At 50.3% G+C, this 20,434-nt stretch carries 17 protein-coding genes and 1 pseudogene; 2 read left to right on the plus strand and 16 right to left on the minus strand.

Going from position 1 to position 20,434, the window contains the following annotated elements:
- The first annotated feature begins 484 nt into the window (after positions 1–484).
- A complete protein-coding gene (locus H503_RS12720; RefSeq protein ID WP_009014884.1) occupies positions 485–2,392 on the plus strand; it encodes an acyl-CoA dehydrogenase family protein in 1,908 nt (635 codons plus the stop codon).
- Between the two features lie 78 nt (positions 2,393–2,470).
- Positions 2,471–3,685 (plus strand): FprA family A-type flavoprotein, encoded by a 1,215-nt coding sequence (locus H503_RS0107315; protein WP_009014885.1) that lies wholly within the window; start codon positions 2,471–2,473, stop codon positions 3,683–3,685.
- A 308-nt stretch (positions 3,686–3,993) separates the two neighbouring features.
- On the opposite strand, the gene H503_RS0107320 is transcribed toward H503_RS0107315, so the two are convergent.
- The 16 genes and pseudogenes from H503_RS0107320 to H503_RS11930 all read right to left on the minus strand — a co-directional run.
- On the minus strand, positions 3,994–5,184 hold the full coding sequence (locus H503_RS0107320; RefSeq protein WP_022227145.1) for an iron-containing alcohol dehydrogenase: 1,191 nt from the start codon (positions 5,182–5,184) through the stop codon (positions 3,994–3,996).
- A gap of 77 nt (positions 5,185–5,261) precedes the next feature.
- Positions 5,262–6,497, minus strand: coding sequence for a nucleotide sugar dehydrogenase (locus H503_RS0107325; RefSeq protein ID WP_026385644.1), 1,236 nt, complete (start codon positions 6,495–6,497; stop codon positions 5,262–5,264).
- Positions 6,498–6,516: 19 nt separating this feature from the next.
- A complete protein-coding gene (gene galU, locus H503_RS0107330) occupies positions 6,517–7,395 on the minus strand; it encodes a UTP--glucose-1-phosphate uridylyltransferase GalU (RefSeq protein WP_009014888.1) in 879 nt (292 codons plus the stop codon).
- A gap of 33 nt (positions 7,396–7,428) precedes the next feature.
- Entirely contained in the window at positions 7,429–8,889 is a 1,461-nt protein-coding gene (gene wbaP, locus H503_RS0107335; protein ID WP_016459721.1) for an undecaprenyl-phosphate galactose phosphotransferase WbaP, read from the minus strand.
- 115 nt (positions 8,890–9,004) lie between these two features.
- Complete coding sequence (gene tsaD / locus H503_RS0107340; RefSeq protein WP_009014890.1) at positions 9,005–10,027, minus strand: tRNA (adenosine(37)-N6)-threonylcarbamoyltransferase complex transferase subunit TsaD; 1,023 nt, start codon at positions 10,025–10,027, stop codon at positions 9,005–9,007.
- 9 nt (positions 10,028–10,036) lie between these two features.
- Positions 10,037–10,498 (minus strand): ribosomal protein S18-alanine N-acetyltransferase, encoded by a 462-nt coding sequence (rimI, locus tag H503_RS0107345; protein ID WP_009014891.1) that lies wholly within the window; start codon positions 10,496–10,498, stop codon positions 10,037–10,039.
- Positions 10,471–11,163, minus strand: coding sequence for a tRNA (adenosine(37)-N6)-threonylcarbamoyltransferase complex dimerization subunit type 1 TsaB (tsaB, locus tag H503_RS0107350; protein ID WP_009014892.1), 693 nt, complete (start codon positions 11,161–11,163; stop codon positions 10,471–10,473). Before tsaB ends, rimI begins: the two co-directional genes overlap by 28 nt.
- On the minus strand, positions 11,157–11,618 hold the full coding sequence (tsaE, locus tag H503_RS0107355) for a tRNA (adenosine(37)-N6)-threonylcarbamoyltransferase complex ATPase subunit type 1 TsaE (protein ID WP_009014893.1): 462 nt from the start codon (positions 11,616–11,618) through the stop codon (positions 11,157–11,159). Before tsaE ends, tsaB begins: the two co-directional genes overlap by 7 nt.
- Before the next feature lie 136 nt (positions 11,619–11,754).
- Positions 11,755–13,320 carry a phosphoenolpyruvate carboxykinase (ATP) gene (gene pckA, locus H503_RS0107365; protein ID WP_009014894.1) on the minus strand — a complete coding sequence of 522 codons (1,566 nt, stop codon included), beginning with the start codon at positions 13,318–13,320 and terminating at the stop codon, positions 11,755–11,757.
- 293 nt (positions 13,321–13,613) lie between these two features.
- Positions 13,614–13,886, minus strand: a complete 273-nt coding sequence (locus H503_RS0107370; protein WP_016459725.1) for a hypothetical protein — start codon at positions 13,884–13,886, stop codon at positions 13,614–13,616.
- A gap of 62 nt (positions 13,887–13,948) precedes the next feature.
- The gene (locus H503_RS0107375) at positions 13,949–15,082 is read right to left on the minus strand and encodes an acyl-CoA dehydrogenase family protein (protein ID WP_009014896.1); all 1,134 of its coding nucleotides are present in this window, start codon (positions 15,080–15,082) and stop codon (positions 13,949–13,951) included.
- Positions 15,083–15,193: 111 nt separating this feature from the next.
- Complete coding sequence (locus H503_RS0107380) at positions 15,194–15,640, minus strand: PaaI family thioesterase (protein WP_009014897.1); 447 nt, start codon at positions 15,638–15,640, stop codon at positions 15,194–15,196.
- A gap of 13 nt (positions 15,641–15,653) precedes the next feature.
- On the minus strand, positions 15,654–16,235 hold the full coding sequence (locus H503_RS0107385; RefSeq protein ID WP_009014898.1) for a 3D domain-containing protein: 582 nt from the start codon (positions 16,233–16,235) through the stop codon (positions 15,654–15,656).
- 28 nt (positions 16,236–16,263) lie between these two features.
- Entirely contained in the window at positions 16,264–18,162 is a 1,899-nt protein-coding gene (locus H503_RS0107390) for a type I glutamate--ammonia ligase (protein ID WP_009014899.1), read from the minus strand.
- Between the two features lie 315 nt (positions 18,163–18,477).
- Positions 18,478–19,269 carry a serine hydrolase gene (locus tag H503_RS0107395; protein WP_009014900.1) on the minus strand — a complete coding sequence of 264 codons (792 nt, stop codon included), beginning with the start codon at positions 19,267–19,269 and terminating at the stop codon, positions 18,478–18,480.
- Positions 19,270–19,330: 61 nt separating this feature from the next.
- Positions 19,331–20,221, minus strand: a pseudogene (locus H503_RS11930) (DUF819 family protein); the annotation flags it as partial.
- Positions 20,222–20,434: the final 213 nt, after the last annotated feature.

Raw genomic sequence — 20,434 nt, forward strand, 5'->3', positions numbered from 1 at the left:
GCATGTTGGGTACAAAAAGGGTGCTGCGTAAGCAGCCCCCTTTTTTTTTGCGTTTTTCTCCCCCATCCCGGTCCTGCAATAGGGAAAAACGAGACATTATTCTCCGTCCCTTTTTCCCGCGACCTTTATTCGATCAAATGCGCATTTGATTATATTAACCTCTCTTTTCTATTAATTTGTACCAAAAATTACAATAAGCACCACGGAATTTCCTATTTTCAGGGAAATTCCCATTTCATTGGTATTCGGGGTCCAAACAAGATAGAATAGACAGAGAAGCCCGTTGCAGTCCCTTTTTATGGATATATCTTTGAACGGTCAGGGCCTTTCCCTAAAAGAAAGTTTTTTTCAGATAACTCCATAAACTTCTTGACATGTGTAATCATTCGGGTTACAATTAGCTCATCAAGGATTGTTATTAAGTGATAGGAATTATTCTATCACCGAGAAGAAGGATTTTCTGTACAGAGGAGGTCGGAAACAGATGTTATTTACCACTACCAATGACCATGAAGAATTACGCGCTGCAATACGCGGATTCGCTGAAACGAAAGTCAAGCCGATTGCATTCTCCCTCGATAAGGAAAGCAAGTTCCCCACTGAAATCGTCAAGGAAATGGGCGAAAATGGCTGGATGGGACTTCCCTATCCGAAAGAATACGGCGGGGCCGGCATGGATTACATTGCCTATGCCATTGCCGTAGAGGAACTGGCCCGTGTTGACGGCGGTGTTGGCGTTATCCTTTCGGCTCACGTATCCCTGGGTTCCTATCCTATCTTTGCCTTTGGGACAGAAGAACAAAAGCAAAAATACCTCGTTCCCCTTGCCAAAGGTGAGAAGATCGGTGCCTTTGGCCTTACAGAACCCAATGCCGGTTCTGACGCAGGCGGCACAGAAACAACGGCTGTCTTTGATGGCAAGAACTGGATTCTCAACGGCAACAAGATTTTCATCACCAACGGCGGCGAAGCTGATACGTACGTTGTCTTTGCTGTCACCGATCCCGACGCAGGTACGCGCGGCATCAGTGCCTTTATCCTCGAAAAAGGCATGCCCGGTTTTACCTTCGGCGATCATTACGACAAACTGGGGATCCGTTCCTCCGCTACGGCTGAACTGATCTTCAACAACGTCAAGGTTCCTCAGGAAAACCTCCTGGGCAGACTGGGCCAAGGCTTCAAGATTGCCATGGCAACCCTTGACGGCGGCCGTATCGGGATTGCTGCCCAGGCTCTGGGGATTGCCCAAGGCGCGTACGAAGCAGCCCTAAACTATTCCAAGGAAAGAATCCAATTTGGTGCGCCGATCTGCCAGAACCAAGGTGTTTCCTTCAAGCTGGCTGATATGGCAACAAGACTGAGAGCTGCCCGTTTCCTCGTTTACAGTGCGGCTGAAATGAAGACGGAACATATGGATTATGGCATGCAGTCCGCCATGGCAAAGCTCTATGCTTCTGACCTTGCTGTTGAAATCACAAACGATGCCCTTCAGATCTTTGGCGGTACGGGCTACCTCAAGGGGATGGATATCGAACGGATGTACCGCGACGCGAAGATCACTACGATTTACGAAGGCACCAACGAGATCCAGCGTGTCGTTATTGCAGCCCATATTACGGACCGTCTGTCCAACGCCAAACATGGCGGCGGTGGGTCCCGCAAGGAAAAGGCCATTACAGGCTCCCGCAAGAAGATGATCTTCAAAGATGGCTCTCCGGAAGAACAAGTGGCTTCCCTTGTTGAAGCCCTGAAAGGGGATGGCTATGACTTCACGGTCGGCATCCCGATGGATACGCCGATTGTTGACGCTGAACGCGTTGTCAGTGCCGGTAAGGGCATTGGAGAAAAAGAAAACATGAAACTCATTGAGGAACTGGCTCACGCTGCTGGCGCGGCAGTTGGCTCCTCCCGCCCGGTTGCTGAAACCCTGCAGTATGTTCCTATTGAACGCTATGTCGGCATGAGCGGACAGAAATTCAAGGGCAACCTCTACATCGCCTGCGGGATTTCCGGCGCCATCCAGCACCTCAAGGGCATCAAGGATGCAACCACCATTGTGGCCATCAACACCAATGCCGGTGCTCCGATCTTCAAAAACTGCGACTACGGGATCGTCGGTGATGTCAAAGTCATCCTGCCGCTCTTAGCCAAAGCCTTCGGAACGGGCGAAAAGAAACCGGCTCCTCCCATGGTGAAAATGAAGAGACCGCTCATCAAGAAGGAACTGCCTCCTGGACTGTTTGTCTGCAACGGCTGCGGATATGAATACGATCCGGATAAGGGCGATCCTGCTGGTGAAATCAAACCAGGAACGAAGTTTGAGAACCTGCCGGAAGATTGGACCTGCCCTGAATGCGGCGAAGAAAAAGCCCACTTCGTACAGGAATCCTAACTGGTTCAATCCACTCTGATAGCGAGATTCAAGGGGGAGAAGGGCCCTTCTCCCCACACCAAAGAAGGAGATAACAATATGGAATGCGTAAGAAAATTAACGAAAGATTTGTACTGGGTTGGCGCTGACGATCGCCGCTTGGAACTTTTTGAAAATATTCATCCCATTCCTCGGGGCGTATCCTACAATGCCTACGTCCTTTTGGACGAAAAAACGGTTCTTTTCGATACAGCTGACTGGTCTGTCTGCCGTCAGTTCCTGGAAAATGTCGAAGCCGTCCTTGCTGGCCGTCCCTTGGATTACCTGATTGTCAACCATGTGGAACCGGACCACGCGGCAAGCCTTCAGGAAGTCCTCATCCGTCACCCTGAGACCAAGGTCATCAGTAATGAGAAAGCCTTTGATCTCATGCGTCAATTCGGGTTCAGCGTGGATGACCGCGCCGAAGTGGTTGCCGAAGGCGATACCCGCAAATTCGGAAAGCACACCATTGCCTTTGTCGCCGCGCCGATGGTCCACTGGCCGGAAGCCATGGTCTCCTTTGATACGACCACTGGCACCCTCTTCTCGGCCGATGCCTTTGGTACCTTTGGTGCCTTGGGCGGCCGCATCTTCGCGGATGAAGTGAATTTTGAACGGGATTGGCTTGATGATGCCCGCCGCTACTATACCAACATCGTTGGTAAATACGGTGCTCATGTCATGGACCTCCTGAAAAAGGCTTCCGCCCTCGAGATCAAGATGATCTGCCCTCTCCATGGACCTGTCTGGAGAAAGAACATTCCTTGGTTCCTTGATAAGTATGTCCATTGGGCCTCTTATGAACCAGAAGAAAAAGGAGTGCTCCTCGTTTATGCCTCCATGTACGGCAACACGGAAAGTGCCGCGTCGGTCTTTGCCGCCCGCCTTGCAGAAAAAGGCATGTCCAACATCCATATGTACGACGTCTCCAAGACTGATACGAGCTACCTCATTTCCGATGCGTTCAAGTACAGCCACATCGTCCTGGCTTCTGTGACGTACAACCTCAACATTTATCCGAAGATGATGACCTTCCTGGATCATATGAGAATGCTCAATGTCCAGAACCGCTATGTCGGCATCATCGAAAATGGTTCCTGGGCCTGCACAGTTGGTACCTTGATGCATGATTACCTGGAAGACGAAATGAAGGGAATGACGATCCTTCAAGACAGCGTCACCATCAACTCCAGCATGACCAAGGGCCAGAACCGCTCCATGGACGACATGGTCGATGCCCTTCTGGATTCCATGAAGGAAGAAAAGAAATAACTCTCACGTAAGAACGCTCCGCCCATCACGGGCGCATCCTCCTATGATGGGCGGGCCGACCTCCTATCTTTTGCATCTTTGATGCATGCATCCGTTACCCTCTCTCTCATAGTGCCGTTAAAAGGACCCGACTAGGCATGTTCCCAGTCGGGTCCTTCGTCTTTGGGTGCTGCCTCCTTCGAGTCTCTTCGTTCATTCCGCTTTTTTATAAAATAGCACCAGTGCCTTTAGCGGTCCTCCCAAAAAGCCGAACAATGACCATCTGGACACTTTCCCTGCCAGATGGTCATTGTTCCATTTACCGTGCCTTAGGTGCGTTCATAGGCCGCTTTATAAATTGTGTACATATCTTTTTCATGAAGCACTTTTGCCGATCCCAGGGCATCCTTTGCGGTATGGCTGCACATGCGTGCCAGTGTGCGAAGGTCCTCATCTGAAAGGATAAGGCCCAGCTCCTTAAGGGAAATCGGCATGGAAATGGAAGCAAAGAAGGCCTCCAGGGCCTCAATGCCCTTGAGGGCAATGGCTTCATCACTTCCGATTTCCGGCACATTCATGACATGAAGGGCAAAACGACAGAAGCGGGGAAGGCAGTCCTTATAGACATACCGGGCCCAGCTTCCCCATAGTGCCGTTAGACCTGCCCCGTGGGCAACATCATAAAGACCGCTCACTTCATGTTCCAGGCGATGGGTAGCAAAATCCCTGGCACAATGACCAAGGCCTGTCAGGTCATTATGAGAAAGACTGCCCGCCCACATGATTTCAGCCCGTGCATCATAATCATCAGGGTGATCCCGCAGGATGAGGCTCTGAGCCATAACGGTCCGCAGCAGGCCTTCTGCGAGGGCATCAGTAAGTTCCATACTGGGGCCTTGGACAAAATAGCGTTCCAGCGTATGCATGATGATATCACAGCAGCCGCAGGCCGTCTGGTAAGCCGGCAGGGTCATGGTAAGTTCCGGGTTCATGACAGCAAAAACCGGGCGGGCCAGATCGCTGTTATAGCCCCTTTTTTCATGGGTCCTGTCGTTTGTAATGACCGATGAATTGGAAAGTTCACTTCCCGAAGCAGCAAGGGTAAGGACCACACCGACAGGAAGGGCTTTTTGGGCCTGGGCCTTTCCCGCATAGAAGTCCCACACATCGCCTTCATAGCAAAGTGCGTAGGAAATGGCCTTTGCCGCATCGATTACGCTGCCGCCGCCTACGGCAAGAATCAGGTCAATGCCCTCTTCCCTGGCTTTTTGGGTGCCCATCCGGACAAAGGACAAACGGGGATTGGGGGTAACACCGCCTAAGGCAGCATAAGCGATGCCCGCCTGTTCAAGGGAGTCCGTGACGCGGAAAAGAAGCCCGCTTTTTTGGGCACTTTTCCCTCCATAAAGAATAAGAACCTTTTGGGCGCCCCGTTCTTTTACAAGGACACCGGTTTCTCTTTCCCTTCCCTTCCCAAAGACAACCTTAGTCGGGGAATAATAGGTGAAATCACAAATCATAATAAGCCCCCTCCTTTCCTGCTTTTCAAAAAAAGCCTGCATTTCTGCAGGCGTCATTGGTTTTTAGCATCCCATTATCAATCACGGCCAAAAAGGTCACATGTATAGACCTTGTGGGCAGCATCTTTAAGTGCGCTGTCCATACGATTTGCAACAATGACCTGACTTGTTTCCTTAAAGTAGGGCAAGTCACGGGTTACACGGACGCCCCCAAATAAACTGCCTTCTTCAAGGGTTGGCTCGTAGATGAGAAGCTGTGCCCCTTCCTTTTTGAGTAAGTCCATGATTGTCTGGATGGCACTTTGCCGAAAATTATCACTGCCGGATTTCATGATGAGGCGATAGATACCGATGACAGGACGGGCAGCATCGCTATTTGCAGCCGATCGGGCCGTTTCCAAGACTTGCTGCGCAATGAACGCTTTGCGAATCTCGTTGGAACGGATGACCGCATCCATCAGGGCTTCTGGGACGCCGCCATAATCCGCCTTAAGTTCTTTCGTGTCCTTGGGCAGGCAATACCCGCCATATCCAAAGGAGGGATTATTGTAATGCCCGCCAATCCGCGGATCAAGGCAGACGCCATCGATGATGGATTTTGTATCCATGCCCTTTACACAGGCATAGGTATCAAGTTCATTGAAATAGGCCACACGCAGGGCAAGGTAAGTATTGGCAAAAAGTTTGACCGCTTCCGCCTCTGAAGAATCCATTATCTTGATAGGAACGTCTTCTTTTTCCGCACCCTCTTTAAGAAGCTGTGCAAACAGCTGGGCCTCGGTTTCCATGTCCGGCCCTTGGGAGCCAATCCCCACGATGATGCGGGAAGGGTAAAGGTTATCATAAAGGGCCCTTCCCTCCCTCAGGAATTCAGGACTGAAAAGCAGGTGCAGCTTCTGATAACGCTGAGCAGCCGCTTTTGTATACCCTACAGGAATCGTGGATTTGATGACAACCAGAGCCTCTGGATGAACCTGTTCAATCAGGGTCAGGACTTCGTCTACATGGGATGTATCAAACTGATGATGAGTCTCATCATAGTCTGTTGGGACCGCGACAATCACAACATCAGCCTGTTCATAGGCCTGCCGCGCATCCAGTGTTGCCTGAAGCTGGAGCGGCCGATCTTTCAAGTAATGTTCCAGTTCCCGATCTGAAATCGGGGAGTGGCCCTGTGCCAACTCTTCTACACGCCGTGGATCCACATCAACTGCATAAACCTTGTGATGCTGGGATAACAGGACCGCAAGGGATAGTCCAACATAGCCCAGACCTGCCACAGCAAGGACAAGATCCCGTTTTTCTTTTTCCATTCTTTCACCTTCGAATCAGCTACAGACCTTTGACGATGTTCTTCAAATAGGAAGCAAATTCGTCTTTTAGGTCATCCCGACGCAGGGCATATTCCACCATGGCCTGGAGATAACCTTGTTTATTGCCCACATCGTAGCGACGGCCGGAAAAACGGTAAGCATAAAGGGGCTCACGATGGCTCATGACCCGAAGGGCATCAGTCAGCTGGATTTCGCCGCCCTTTCCTGGCTTTGTTTCAGAAAGGACATCAAATACATCCGGCGTAATCACATACCGACCTAAAATCGCCATACGGCTTGGTGCGTCCTTGACAGCCGGTTTTTCCACCATATCCTCGACTTTCATGAGGCCATCTACACCATCGACTTCCTTGCCCTTTACAATGCCATAACTGGAGACATCTTCGCGGGGCACGGTCTGACAGCCCAGGATTGTTGCTCCTGTCGCCTCGTATTGGTCCATGAGCTGACGCAGGGCCGGCTTTCCCTCCGTATAGACAATATCATCCCCTAAAATGACGGCAAAAGGTTCACCGTCAACAAAGTCCTTGGCACAGTAAATGGCATCTCCCAGGCCGCGCATGTGCTTTTGACGGATATAATGGATATCAATGCTTGAGATATCACGGATTTGCCGCAGTTGTTCCAATTTTCCTGCTTGATAGAGATGATTTTCCAATTCGGGAGATGAATCAAAATGGTCCTCAATGGCTCGCTTTGCATGGCCGCTGATGATAAGGATCTGTTCAATCCCGCTTGCACGGATTTCCTCTACAATGTATTGGATGGTCGGAATATCAACAACGGGAAGCATTTCCTTGGGCATCGCTTTTGTAGCTGGCAGGAAACGGGTTCCGAAACCAGCAGCCGGAATTACGGCTTTACGCACTTTTTGCATGAGTGTTCCTCCTAAACAAAGAGGGCCTCCTCATCAGTAGGCCCCTTTATGATGTAATACAACACTGAATGTTTTCCAAAGCAGGGACAGGTCAAGCCAAATCGACCAATTGCGGACATACCAGGAATCCATTTGGACCCGCTCCTCATAGGTCGTATCACTGCGTCCGTTCACCTGCCACATCCCCGTAATGCCGGGACGAACCATATAAAAGTCAGAGATATAGCTGCCATATTTAGGGATTTCAGCCCGAACAATGGGGCGCGGCCCAACAAGACTCATTTCTCCTTTAAGGACGTTAAATAGCTGGGGCAGTTCATCAAGGCTCGTCCGGCGCAGGATGTGCCCAATCCGCGTAATGCGGGGATCATCCTTAAGCTTGAAGTCCCGTTCCCATTCTTCCCGGGCCTCCGGATGGGAAGCCAAGTACTCCTTTAATTTCACATCGGCATCAACGCACATGGTACGGAATTTATAGCAAGGGAATTCCTTACCGCCCTGTCCGATCCGCCTGTGGGCAAAAAGAATGGGGCCTGGTGAATCAAGCCGTACCAAAAGAGCCAAGAGAAGCAGGATTGGACTGATCACAAGGATGCCAATGAGGGTCAGGACCATGTCAAAAAGGTATTTCAGAATCTTATTGTAACTTCTAGCCAAATTGTTGCGCAGGCCCATGACAAGCAGCCGCTCATTAAAGAGACTTTCCACAGTGACCCCATTGACGGGAAGCCCAATGAGATCAGGGATGAAGGAGAGATTCCTGACAAGGGGCTGGATGCGGTAAATCAGGCTGTCAAGCTTCTTTGGAGAAAGCCCGGGAGCGGCAATGAAAACATCATTGACCTGCGTTTTTGTCAAGATCGGCTCAATCTCGTCCAAGGTTCCCAGATAGGGAAGATTGCCAACATTTTCCTTTCGCTCCCCAGCGTCATCGACATAGCCAATGACATGATAATTCAGCCCGACGTCGTCCTTGATGCCGCGCAGGAGCAGCTGTGCCGTCTTGCCGGCCCCAACAAGAAGGACTGGATAGCGCCCAATACCGGCCCAGTCAAGGATTTTTGTCATAACAAGGCGCGAAAGGCTGAGGAAAAGGAAGGAAAAGATTCCCAAGAAAGCAATGAAGAGCCGGCTCGTGGAATTGCCAATGTGGGTCAAGTAGACCAAGAGGATAATGAGGCAAATGGCATAGGCACAGCCGTAAAAAATACGCTCCAGCAGGCGCCAGATTCCCATCGGTTTCTGATAGACCCGCCCGGCCCGTAAAAATAAAATAAAAAAGAGGGGGAATACAATCCACTTATTGAGCCAAGCAATGTGCAGCACGGAACTGCCCATTAGACCATTGCGGGCACTGACGGCCAGATGTTCCGCCAAAAGGATAAAGATCCAGTCGCTCAGCATATAGAACGTGGGCAAGAAATAACTCAAATGATGCTCAATGAAGCGTTTATGGGTCCCCCGGGATCCCTCCTGCTTAGACTCAGGACGCACAAGCACACACTCCCATCATAGAACCGGAAAACCGGGTATTTTACATATCTTATATTATATCGAAAAAAACAGGCGGTTACAATATCCGCCTGCGCTCCTCATTAAGACTGCGTTCTTACGCCTCCCCCAATTTGAGCGAAGGATTGGCATTAAGATCAAGGGTGGCAAAGTCGTGAGCAAGATACTGATAATATCCCCGTACAGCAATCATGACAGCATTATCCGTACAGAGGATGGGCGTTGGATGGACAAGTTCCGCCCCCACGGAATCAGCGCCTTGGGCAAGGGCTTCCTGCAGATGGCGGTTAGCGGACACCCCGCCGGCCAGGACAACTTTCTTAAGTCCTGTCGCAATAAGAGCTTCCTTGCATTTGGTTACAAGAACGTCCACAATGGCTTCCTGGAAAGAAGCAGCCACGTCTTCCCGCTTGACCTCAAGACCGCGCTGTGCTTGTGCATGAAGATAGTTGATGACGGCAGATTTCAGGCCGCTGAAGCTAAAGTCATAGCTGTTGAGCAGAAGCGGACGCGGAAAATCAATGGCCTCCGCCTTGCCGGAAAGGGCGAGTTTTTCGATTTCCGGACCGCCAGGATAGGGCAGGCCCATAAAGCGGGCAATCTTATCAAAGGCTTCACCGGCTGCGTCATCACGGGTCTGACCTAAAAGGCGGAACGTGTTATAGTCTTCCACAACAAGCAGGGAGGTATGACCGCCAGACACAACCAAGGCCAAAAAAGGCGGTTTTAGATCCGGATCGGAAAGAAAATTGGCAAAAACATGCCCTTCCAAGTGATTGACTCCAATCAAGGGTTTTCCTGTTCCAAGCGCAAGCCCTTTTGCTGCACTGAGGCCGACAAGCAGGGCCCCTACAAGGCCCGGTCCGTAGGTGACAGCAATGGCGTCAATCTCCGTTAACCCAAGATGGGCCTTCTTGAGCGCCTCGTCAATGACGGGCATGACATGTTCGATATGTTTCCGGGACGCAATTTCCGGAACGACACCGCCAAATTTACGGTGTACCAAGATTTGTGTCGATACAACACTGGAGAGCACTTCCCGCCCGTTCCGGACGACGGATGCTGCGGTTTCATCACAACTGCTTTCAATGCCTAGGATGGTAAGATCTTTTTCCATCATGTTCCTTTCTTACATATCAGTAAGGAGAAGGCGCATGAGCACGGCGTCTTCCCCACTGTCTGCATAATAATGGGGCCGTTTTCCGCAGGAAAAAAAGCCCAAATGTTCATAGGTTTTACGGGCCGGCAGGTTGTGTTCCCTCACTTCAAGGGTCACTTCCTCCGCACCAAGATCCCGTGCCTTTTCAATCAGGGAAGCCACCAAAAAGAGCCCTTTTTTCTCACCCCGTCGGCCTGGATCGACAGCAAGACGCATAATCTGTGCTTCGCCGGCAACAAGCCAAAAACCGCCGTAAGCAATAGGCGTGCCGTCTTCAAACACGCCATAGTAATGGGCAAGCCGCCCTGTCAGTTCTTCCAAAAAGGTTTCCCTTTTCCACGCTAAGGAAAAGGCCCCTTCATCCATGGGAAGGACCCAGGAAAGATCCCCTTCCGTCAGCTCTCTTACTTCGATGGATGCCGCTTTTCCCATAGTTCCTCCGCCTCAGAGCGCCGGATGTAAAAAGGCTCCATTCCAAAATAATCGTAAAGGTCCCCCGGTTCATAGTTTTCCTGGGCAAGGATTGCAACAGAACTGGCTCTGGGCATGCGGGCACTTTCCGGTGCCATAGCAACCAGGAACCCCTCTTTTTTGGGGATGCGATGACATTCTCCCAAAAGGATCACAGGCCGGTCCTTTTGTTCCATAAGGGGAATGATTTCCTTCTGGGAAAGGATAGAAACCGGTTCCACTTCTTCCAGGCGTCCCTGGTCCCAAAGATATTGCCCTACATAAAGGTTTCCTTTCTGGGCATCAAGGACGGGGACAAGGAGTACTCCTGCCACAGGCAGGTTATAGCTGATGGCTTCCAAAGTGTCGACGGCACGCAGCGGAATCTTTAGGCTGTAAGCCAGGGCTTCCGCCGTCGCCATACCGATACGCAGTCCTGTAAAGGAGCCGGGACCGCGGCTTACGGCAATCAGTTCCAGCTCGCTTTTTTGAATATGGGTCCGTTCCAATAGGACCTCCAGTTGGGGCACGAGTCCTTCAGAATGGGTCATTCCAACATTGATATCCACTTCTCCTAGGATCTTTTCCCCATCACAAAGAGCAACGGAGGAGACCCGGGTCGATGTATCGATTCCAAGGGTCAGCACAATTCTTCCACCTTTCGTACAAGCGCTTCATAATGGGCACCATGGGGCACCAGTTCGGCCACTCGCCCAGCCCCCTCCTGACGGAGGGTAATGGACAAATGGTCTTCCGGCATCTCACAAGGGAAAAGTTCTGCCCATTCAATGAAGGTCACACCGGGAGCACCGACATATTCATAAAACCCGATATCATCCAATTCTTCACTGGAAGTCAGACGATAGAGGTCAAAATGCTGGAGAGTCAGCTTCTTCCCCCGATAGACATTCATGAGAGAAAACGTGGGACTTGATACGTCCCGTCTGTCCACGCCCAGTGTTTCTGCAATTTCCGTAACAAGGGTCGTCTTGCCGGCACCGAGGTCCCCGTCAAGAAGGACCACATCACCGTCACCAAGAACGGTTCCCAGGGCACGGCCCAATTTTTTTGTTTCGTTAAGCGTGGGACACGCGATGATCATGGCTTCCACCTTCCTTTACGGCGTCTATTATACCACACTTCCCCCTGACCTTTGCCAAAGTCTCCCAGAAAAGGAAGGGACTTCACAAGAAAACAAAAGGAGTGCTGCTTGATGGCAGCACTCCCTGGACGGGCAGTCAATCATCAATATGTGGACCGGCAGAGGCAATATCATCCGTGACCTTGCCTTCAAAGAGTTTCTTAAAGTTATCAATGAAGAGGCCGGCCAGTTTCTTTGCCATCTGATCGTAGGCATTCTTATCCGTCCACGTATTCCGCGGATTGAGGATCGTGCTCGGCACGTTGGGACAGGACTTAGGAATGGCAATGTCAAACATGGGCATGGTCGTCCAACCTTCTTCCCCCAGTTCATCATCAAGGGCTGCATGGATCATGGCCCGCGTATAGGCAAGCTTCATCCGCTTGCCAACGCCGTAAGGACCGCCGCTCCACCCCGTATTGACCAAGTACACATTGGTTTCGTGACGAGCAATCCGTTCACCCAAGAGTTTTGCATAGACAAGGGGCTGCAGGGGCAGAAAAGGTGCGCCAAAGGCAGTGGAGAACGTTGCCTGCGGTTCCGTAATGCCCCGTTCCGTCCCAGCGACCTTGCTCGTATACCCCGTCAGATAATGGTACATGGCCTGTTCCTTCGTAAGCTTTGAAATCGGAGGCAGAACGCCGAAAGCATCGGCCGTGAGGAGAATGATGTTCTTGGGATGGCCGGCACGGCTTGGAATCTTAGCATTGGGGATATAATTCAAAGGATAAGCCACGCGGGTATTTTCCGTGATGGTATTATCACTGAAATCAGGCGCTCCCGTCTTAGGGTCGACGACAACATTTTCCATGACGGCGCCAAAACGGACCGCGCGATAGATTTCAGGCTGACTGTCTTCGGTCAGGTCAATGCACTTGGCATAGCAGCCGCCTTCAACGTTGAAGACGCCGTTATCCCCCCAGCCATGTTCATCATCACCGATAAGAGCACGATGGGGATCTGCGGAAAGGGTCGTCTTCCCCGTACCGGAAAGCCCAAAGAAAAGGGCCACATCACCCTTGCTGCCTTCATTACAGGAGCAGTGCATGGAAAGAACATCCTGCTGGGGCAGGAGGAAGTTCATGACGGAGAAAATGGATTTTTTGAGTTCCCCAGCATAAAGACCACCGCCAATGAGGACAACTTTCTTGTCAAAGTTCAAAATGATGAAGGTTTCAGAGTTCGTTCCGTCAACAGCAGGATCTGCCATGACATCGGGCAGGGAAATGACCGTAAAGTCTTCCGGCACCGTACTTGGCTCATCCGTCTTGATGAATAACTGGCTGATGAAGACCGTCTGCCAGGCCATTTCATTAATGAACTTGACGCGGATTTGATAACTGGGATCGGCTCCGGCCTTGACGTTCTTTACATAGACACGATGAGTCTTGATGAACTTTTCACACTTGGCATAAAGCCGGTTGAAGGTCTCTTCCGTGCAGGCTTGGTTATTGTCCCAATTTACGATATCGTGGGTCAAGGGCGTATCGACAATGAACTTATCTTTCGGGGACCGTCCCGTATGGGTACCCGTCGTAACACGCAGGGCTCCCCGATCGGAGAACGTTCCTTCCCCATTGCGGATGGATGCTTCGATCAGTTCGCGGACACTCAGGTCCCGAACGACTTCTTTGGCTTCGGCCAGCAGCTTTTCACTATTCATGTCGTTACCTCTTCCTATGGTTAATTATTGAAGAAAAACCGTTTCATTCATAACACTCATTATATGACAGATTGTCCGCCTTGGCAACTCTAAGTATCTGAAAATTGCCTGCATTGACGGAAAATGCACTTTGGCGCTTATGGCCCACCGGGCCGCATTTTATCCCACTTTTACGTATTTTTTTTGAGATCATCCCTTAGAAAAAAGCGGACAGGCACCCCGCAAATGGAGTATTCTGTCCACTCACAAAAGACATCAGCAACATTTTATTTCTTCCGGTGTCAGATTGATAATCATTTTGCCTTCCCACTCCACACAATGGCTTCTTCTACGGAAAACGTAAGGCTCCCGTCTTCAAAAAGAAAACAGGGAATGCCTACATATCCGCCCTCCTTGACGGCCTGAAAGTCTTCACGGCTGTCACGGAGATGAAGAAATTCCTTCAGGAAGATCATGGTGCCCGTAATATCCTTGTACGTATAAGAAAGTCCTTTTTTGTCCAAGATGCACATAGCGGCAATCGTATCAGGGCAGACATGGCTGCCAAACATGGTAAAAGATTTCATGACTGTCTCCTTTTCAGCAAAAAAAAGGGGGGGCACTGCCCAAGCAGCCCCCCTCAGCATCATCAGTACAGGATTTTATTGGCAATGACAAGACGCTGGATCTGGTTGGTTCCTTCGTAGATCTGGAGAATCTTGGCATCACGCATCTTCTTTTCCATAGGATAGTCCTTCATATAGCCATAACCGCCCATAATCTGGACTGCATCTGTCGTGACTTCCATCGCCACATCAGAAGCAAAGCACTTGCTCATGGCTGCTTCCATGCCAAATTCAAGGCCCTGGTCACGCATCCAGCAGGCCTGCTGGACCATCAGGCGGGCGCCATGGACTTTCATGGCCATATCTGCCACCATGCCCTGGATGAGCTGGAAGGAAGAAATGGGCTGGCCAAACTGTCTTCTTTCCCGTGCGTAATGAGCTGCAATATCAAGCGCCGACTGAGCCACACCTACAGCTACGGAAGCAACGAAGGGACGGGCAGAATCAAGCGTCTGCATCGCAATGCGGAAGCCCTGGCCTTCCCGGCCTACGCGCATGGATTCAGGAACAACAACATCTTCCAGGATGAGCTCACACGTATTGGAAGGACGGATCCCCATCTTATCTTCCTTACGGCCAACAGAAAATCCCGGTGTCCCCTTCGGGACGATAAAGCAGGTCAAGCCGCGGATCCCGCCTGTTTTACGCGTATTGGCAAAGACAAGGAAACTGTCAGCAATCCCGCCATTAGTAATAAAGACCTTGCTCCCGTTAAGGACATAATGGTCGCCTTCCTTGACGGCTTTCGTCGAAACACCGCCCGCGTCGGAACCAGCGTCCGGTTCAGTGAGGGCAAAAGCAGCCAAGCCGCCGTTATTGAGTAGATCACACTGATATTTCTTCTGTTCATCATTGCCAGCAATCAAGATAGGATAGGAAGCAAGAGCATTTGCAGCAATGGACGTAGCCACGCCAACACAGCCCTTACCCAGTTCTTCGTAAATCATGGCAATGGTCACACTGTCAAGGCCCGGTCCGCCATATTCTTCCGGGACAACTAGGTTCAGCAGCCCCATGTCCCCTGCTTTTTTGATAATTTCCGGACGGCAGGCATTGTTTTTATCCATTTCATCCGTGTAAGGAACGATTTCCTTTTCGACGAACTCCCGAACCATGGCCTGAAGTTCCAACTGTTCTTCCGTTAATGCGAAATCCATGTGATCCTCCTGATTATGATTTGTTTTCCCTAACGGGCTCCCTCTTGGTCTAGCCTAGCGGACCCGCCAGTCAGGCAAGTATTGACAAATGACTCATAGGTAGTTTTTATTTTACCACTTTTGGGGAATCTCGTCAAAATGGCCGACAACAAACATGGTGCCCGTCACATCAACCATTTTGCGTCCATCCGGTCCTTCAATATCAACACGGCAGACAATGGTGGAATGCCCCACGTGAATGAGGGTTGCCGTGGCGATGACGCGGCATTTTTCTGCGGTATTGCGGATGAAATTGACGGAGCTTGAAAGGGTGACAACCTTAGCTCCAATGCTGTAGCAGGCAGCTCCCATGGCCGTATCGGCCAGCGTAAAAAGAGCCCCGCCATGAACCACGCCGTAGCGGTTCCCATGTTTTTTCGGGTCGACGTCCATAGCCATCTTACAAGCGCCGCAGGTCACTTCCAGGATGCTGATATCAGCCAGTTTCATAAAAGCATTTTCTTCGAATTTGTGGTACATCCATTCCTTGATTTCTTGGGCATTCATTACATTTGCCATGGAAAATCCTCCTCTACAAAATATAGACGGTGACGCGTCGTCTGCCCCACTCAAGGGCTTCCCGCCGGCTCATGAACGCAAGGTCGATCCGGTTTCCTTTGATGGCGCTGCCCACGTCAGCCGCGACCGCTTCCCCATAGCCCATGATATAGAGCTTGGTTCCCATGGGGATGATATAAGGATCGGTGGCCACAATCCCCTTGCGCAGGACGCGCCCGGTCGAAGTCATTCTTCCTACACCGGGATCCTGAGGGCTGTAGGCCGAGGCTTCCATGGTCCAGATCTTACGGTACCGACCAAAAGAAAGGCCGCTTTTTTTACTCATCAGGTTATAAAGGGGCCAATCTACGGAACCGGTTAATTTTTTGCCTTGTTTTTTCTGAAATGATAGGACAGCTTCCTTGGTTCCTTTACCAAACTCTCCATCAATTTCGCCCCGATAGAGTTTCAGCTCATGGAGCATCGATTGGACTTCTTCGACACGACGCCCCTTAGCACCGTACTGGGCCACTAGCTTGGCGGCCTGTACGCGACTAAGGGGCGCTGTCAAAAGAAGAAGGAGTGCCAGGAGGAAACCTAATTTCCTTACACGCACAGCTTCTCAACCTCCCTTACGGGAAGGATCAGATCATGTTGTCTAGGTAATCCGTATACAACGCTTCCAATTCTTCCATCTTACGATTTAATTGTACTTGAAGATTGGAGGCTTTGTCAAAATCTCCGTCAGCAAACGCTTTTTTGATTTGACTGAAAAGGCTCGTATTCGTGTCCGTATCCTTGGCAATTTCAACACGCAGGTCCTCTACACGCTGCCACAGTCCATCATCCCAAGCCGTTGACGAAGCCGTCTTCACGGGTTTCATGGCCTTGACCTTATTGCGGTCATTGGGGATAAGATGCTGGAGCAGTTCCGTCTGCCAGCGAATCAAGGCACCTTCCTTGAAGGATTCAAGGTACAGCTTCTTTAATGTGTTGCCGCGGGTCAGGACTTCCACCTTTTCCGGATAGGCATCAAAGGCTTTCATGTTTTCCCAAACCGTTGCCGGCGGTTTGCCAAAGTACTTGTTCCGTTCGTCTTCCGTATAGTCCTCAAAGACGTTATCTTCAGCGCGATAGGCCCGATCTTTTTCAAGGTAGAATCCTTCTTCTCCCGGTTTCTTGGAGATTTCTTTTTCAAGGGCTTTTGTATCCTTGCCCGAACGCAAGACGGCAACAATTCCATCAAGGGCGGACAGGTAGAAAGCCGCCGTAACCATATAAGTGTTGGTAAAAGGGTTTGGAGCCCGCATTTCGATACGCGTTGCCTTCGGGTTATCAACATCACGAATGAGACCAGCAAGGATGGTCCGATTACGGGTCGGCACATCATAGCTGCGGCCAAGACTCGTTACGATACAGATAGGGGCTTCAAATCCAGGTCTCAGACGGTTAAAAGCATCGGTCGTAGCCGAAACGATGGGGTTTACGACTTCATAGTTCTTGAGAATGCCCATGAGCACGCCATAGCCTACGGCAGAAAGAAAATCTTTCTTCATATCAGCAGGGCTCATGAGATTGATGATCTTACCGTCTTTCAGGCGGGCGGCAATCCCGACGTGAGTATGTTCACCGCTTCCGGCCACCCCGAAGATTGGTTTGGCTTGGAAAGAAACTTCAAGTCCATTGGAGCGGAAGATTTCCTTCACAACGCTGCGGACCAGGATTTCATTATCCGCAGCCTGGAGCGGGGTCGAAAAACGCCAATCAATTTCCAGCTGTTCATTGACGTGGGTCATATTGCCATTTTCATCGAGTTGGCCGCGGACACCGCCCACTTCCTTATGCCCCATTTCAGGGTTAAGACCATAGAGATTCAAGGTCTGGACGGCTTGTTCCAAGGAAGTCCGAACATTGCCGCGCGTACGCTGCCAATACTGTTCCTGCATGACCTGGGAAGAGGAAAGATCCGTTGTTGAAACATTTTCACGAGGAGTCTTGGTCCAGAACTCAAGTTCCGTTGCGCTGGTGAAAACAATTTCCTCGATTTCCTTGGGATCGCAGGCAAGGCCCGGGACGCTGCCTTCCTTCTTCATTTCCGCGAGCAGTTCCTTTCCCACATAATCAAGGGTGCTCTTAAGGATATAGCGGGAATCAACGAATTCGTTGTTGTGCTTCAAGAAGCAAGGGATGCGGAGCGTCCCAATCATCTTCCCGTTATCAGCATCAAAGTTTTCCGTGTTGTAGTCAACAAACCAGTTGACGCTGAGATCGGCCACCATGTCAACACGGGCGTCATCAAGAGAAGCCACGCCAGGCAGGACAACGGAAGAACCATCCGTCTGGGCCGTGTGTTCATAGAGCATGGTTTCCATATCATCGAGCAAAGCGCTGATAGGAACTTTTTCATCCGTATCGTTGCCAGCAAAATCAATGCCCATGAAAGAAACGAACTGGACTTCCGGATGCTGCAGGAGGATGGCTCTCAACGTATCCGGTGTGAGCTGGCTCGGTTTGATCACATAAAGAAGATCTTTCTGATACATAGTTTCATTACCCCTTTCCTATCTCGCCTATCTATCGACTTACACATTTGGTCTGCACCGCGGACAGCCATCCGTCCACAATGTACACCCTTCAACAAGGAAGCAATCCGAGAGAATTGAATCTCCTCTTGAATTACATGGCTTATTATAGCATACGAAAAAAAGATTGCCTAGTCTTTTTTGCAAATTTTACGAACGTTTTATATTTTTATAATCTTAAAGTTTGAGTTTTTATCATATTTTTTTCATTTTCATCTATTTTTCTTCTCTTTTTTCGCGCATTTCCTTTATTTTCCCGAACTTTAGTAAATTAGATTATCCTAACAAGCCAAAGGCTCTGGCACAAAGGAGACTGACCATACCGATGGTTTCCCGTCCCACATAAGATGCAGGCTGTTCTGTCGTAAGGACGGCCAATAAGTAAGGCCGTTTTCCAAAGAAGATGCCTGCATCATGTTCCACGCCAGCAAGATTTCCACATTTATGGGCAACCTGCACAAAGTCAGGAAGATTGCGTCTAAGGCCTCCCTCCTGCTGCTGACGGGCAAGAAGGGAAATCATCCAGCGGCCGAGGGGGCTGCCTGTTTTAGCAGTCTCGCAGATTACACGCAGCAGATGAACTGTGTCATCAGCGCTTGTCCAATTGTCCCTTTCTTTTTCCCCTGACGCATCAGCCATCATCAAGCGTCCCAAGTGAGTCTGTGCAAGGCCCAACTTTTTTGCTCTTTCATTGATGGCCTTCATGCCCAGTCTATCTATCAGCTGATTGGCCGCTTCGTTGTCACTGACAATGATCATGAGCGTGGCCAGTTCCTCCAGCGTGAAAGTGTGCCCAATTTTCAATTCCTTTATGATTCCATCACCGCCAGTTATGGCTGGCCCTAAAATGGAGATTGCTTCCTTAAGGTTTGCCCTGCCTCGCCTGACTTCTTCACAAAGTTCCACAAGAACAAGAAGCTTGATGAGACTTGCCGAAGGCAGTTCATTTTTTCCTCCGATGGAAAACCCCTGCTTCTCCGTAAGGAGCCAGCAACTGACTGCGGTCTTGCCCGGGCGCTTTGCAAGATACATCTCCACATCCTTTTGCAATGCATCCCATGTTTCCACAACAATTCCTCCTTTCACAAAAAGAGAGGGCTGCCTAATAGACAGCCCCGTTTGAAATGAATTACATCATCTTAAGGATAGCGCCGCAGATCATGCCGGCAAAATTCCCAACAGCAGCCCCTAAGACGCCCATAAGGACCCCAATGCCTGCATAGGAGGCATCATAGGCAGAAGCCACAATCGGAGCAGAAGCCGCCCCGCCAATATTAGCAAGGGATGCTGTAGAGACCATGCACAGATCCCAATGAAAAAGTTTTGACAAAAAGAACATAAGGATCACATGAACGGCTAGGATAAAGAACCCATAGACCACCCACATAGGAGCTGCCAGAAGATCCGTTACAGAAGCCGTCGAAGCAAGAAGGGAAACAACTGCATACAGATAAACGCTGGAAAGTTCCTCTACAGCCGGCACCTTGCCAAGAGGCGTCATGGCGCAGACAAGGCCCAGGACCGTTACAAAAAGGGTCGTCATGGACCCTTTATCGAACATCGCAAGACCAACATCCCTAAGTGCCCCGTTGAGGGAAGCCCCTACATATTGGGAAATGGCAGAGACAATAAGGGAAAGTCCAATGAGGAAGATCCAGTCCGCACCGCCAGCCTGTTTCTTTTCCTTTGCCACTTCCGCCGCAGCGGCATCGGCTACAGCCTGAAGCTTTGACGTATCGGCCTTTACAGCATTGTTCCACTTGGAAGCATAGCGGACCATGAGCAGCAGCAAGGCAATCCAAACGGAATAGCAGACCGTATCAAGGGCGAGTGCGCAGCTGTAAGCGCCGGCGTCTACGGGAAGGGCAGCCTGCATGGCTGCCATATTGGCAGAACCGCCAACCCAAGAGGCATACAGGGCAGCTACAGCACCCCACGTGTCACTGCCAAGAGAGCCCTTGAAAATGGGGTACCCAACAATAAACCCGACAAAAAGCGTGAGGGAGCAGCCAAGAAAGATGGTTCTATAATTTATTTTGGGGCGCTAAAGTGACCGTCCAGATGCGTGTCCTCTCAGCGCCTACTTTTTTTTCAATAAAAAAATAGGCATATGCACTCAAATCCTCTACAATTAAAGAGATCAAACAATAAAGAAAGTGAGTTGAATACATATGCCTTCTCTAGATTATATCGAAAAATTAACAGGAATTAAAGAGGAATGGATTCAAAATTT

It is taken from the genome of Acidaminococcus intestini DSM 21505, assembly GCF_000425045.1.
Taxonomy (GTDB): Bacteria; Bacillota; Negativicutes; order Acidaminococcales; family Acidaminococcaceae; genus Acidaminococcus; species Acidaminococcus intestini.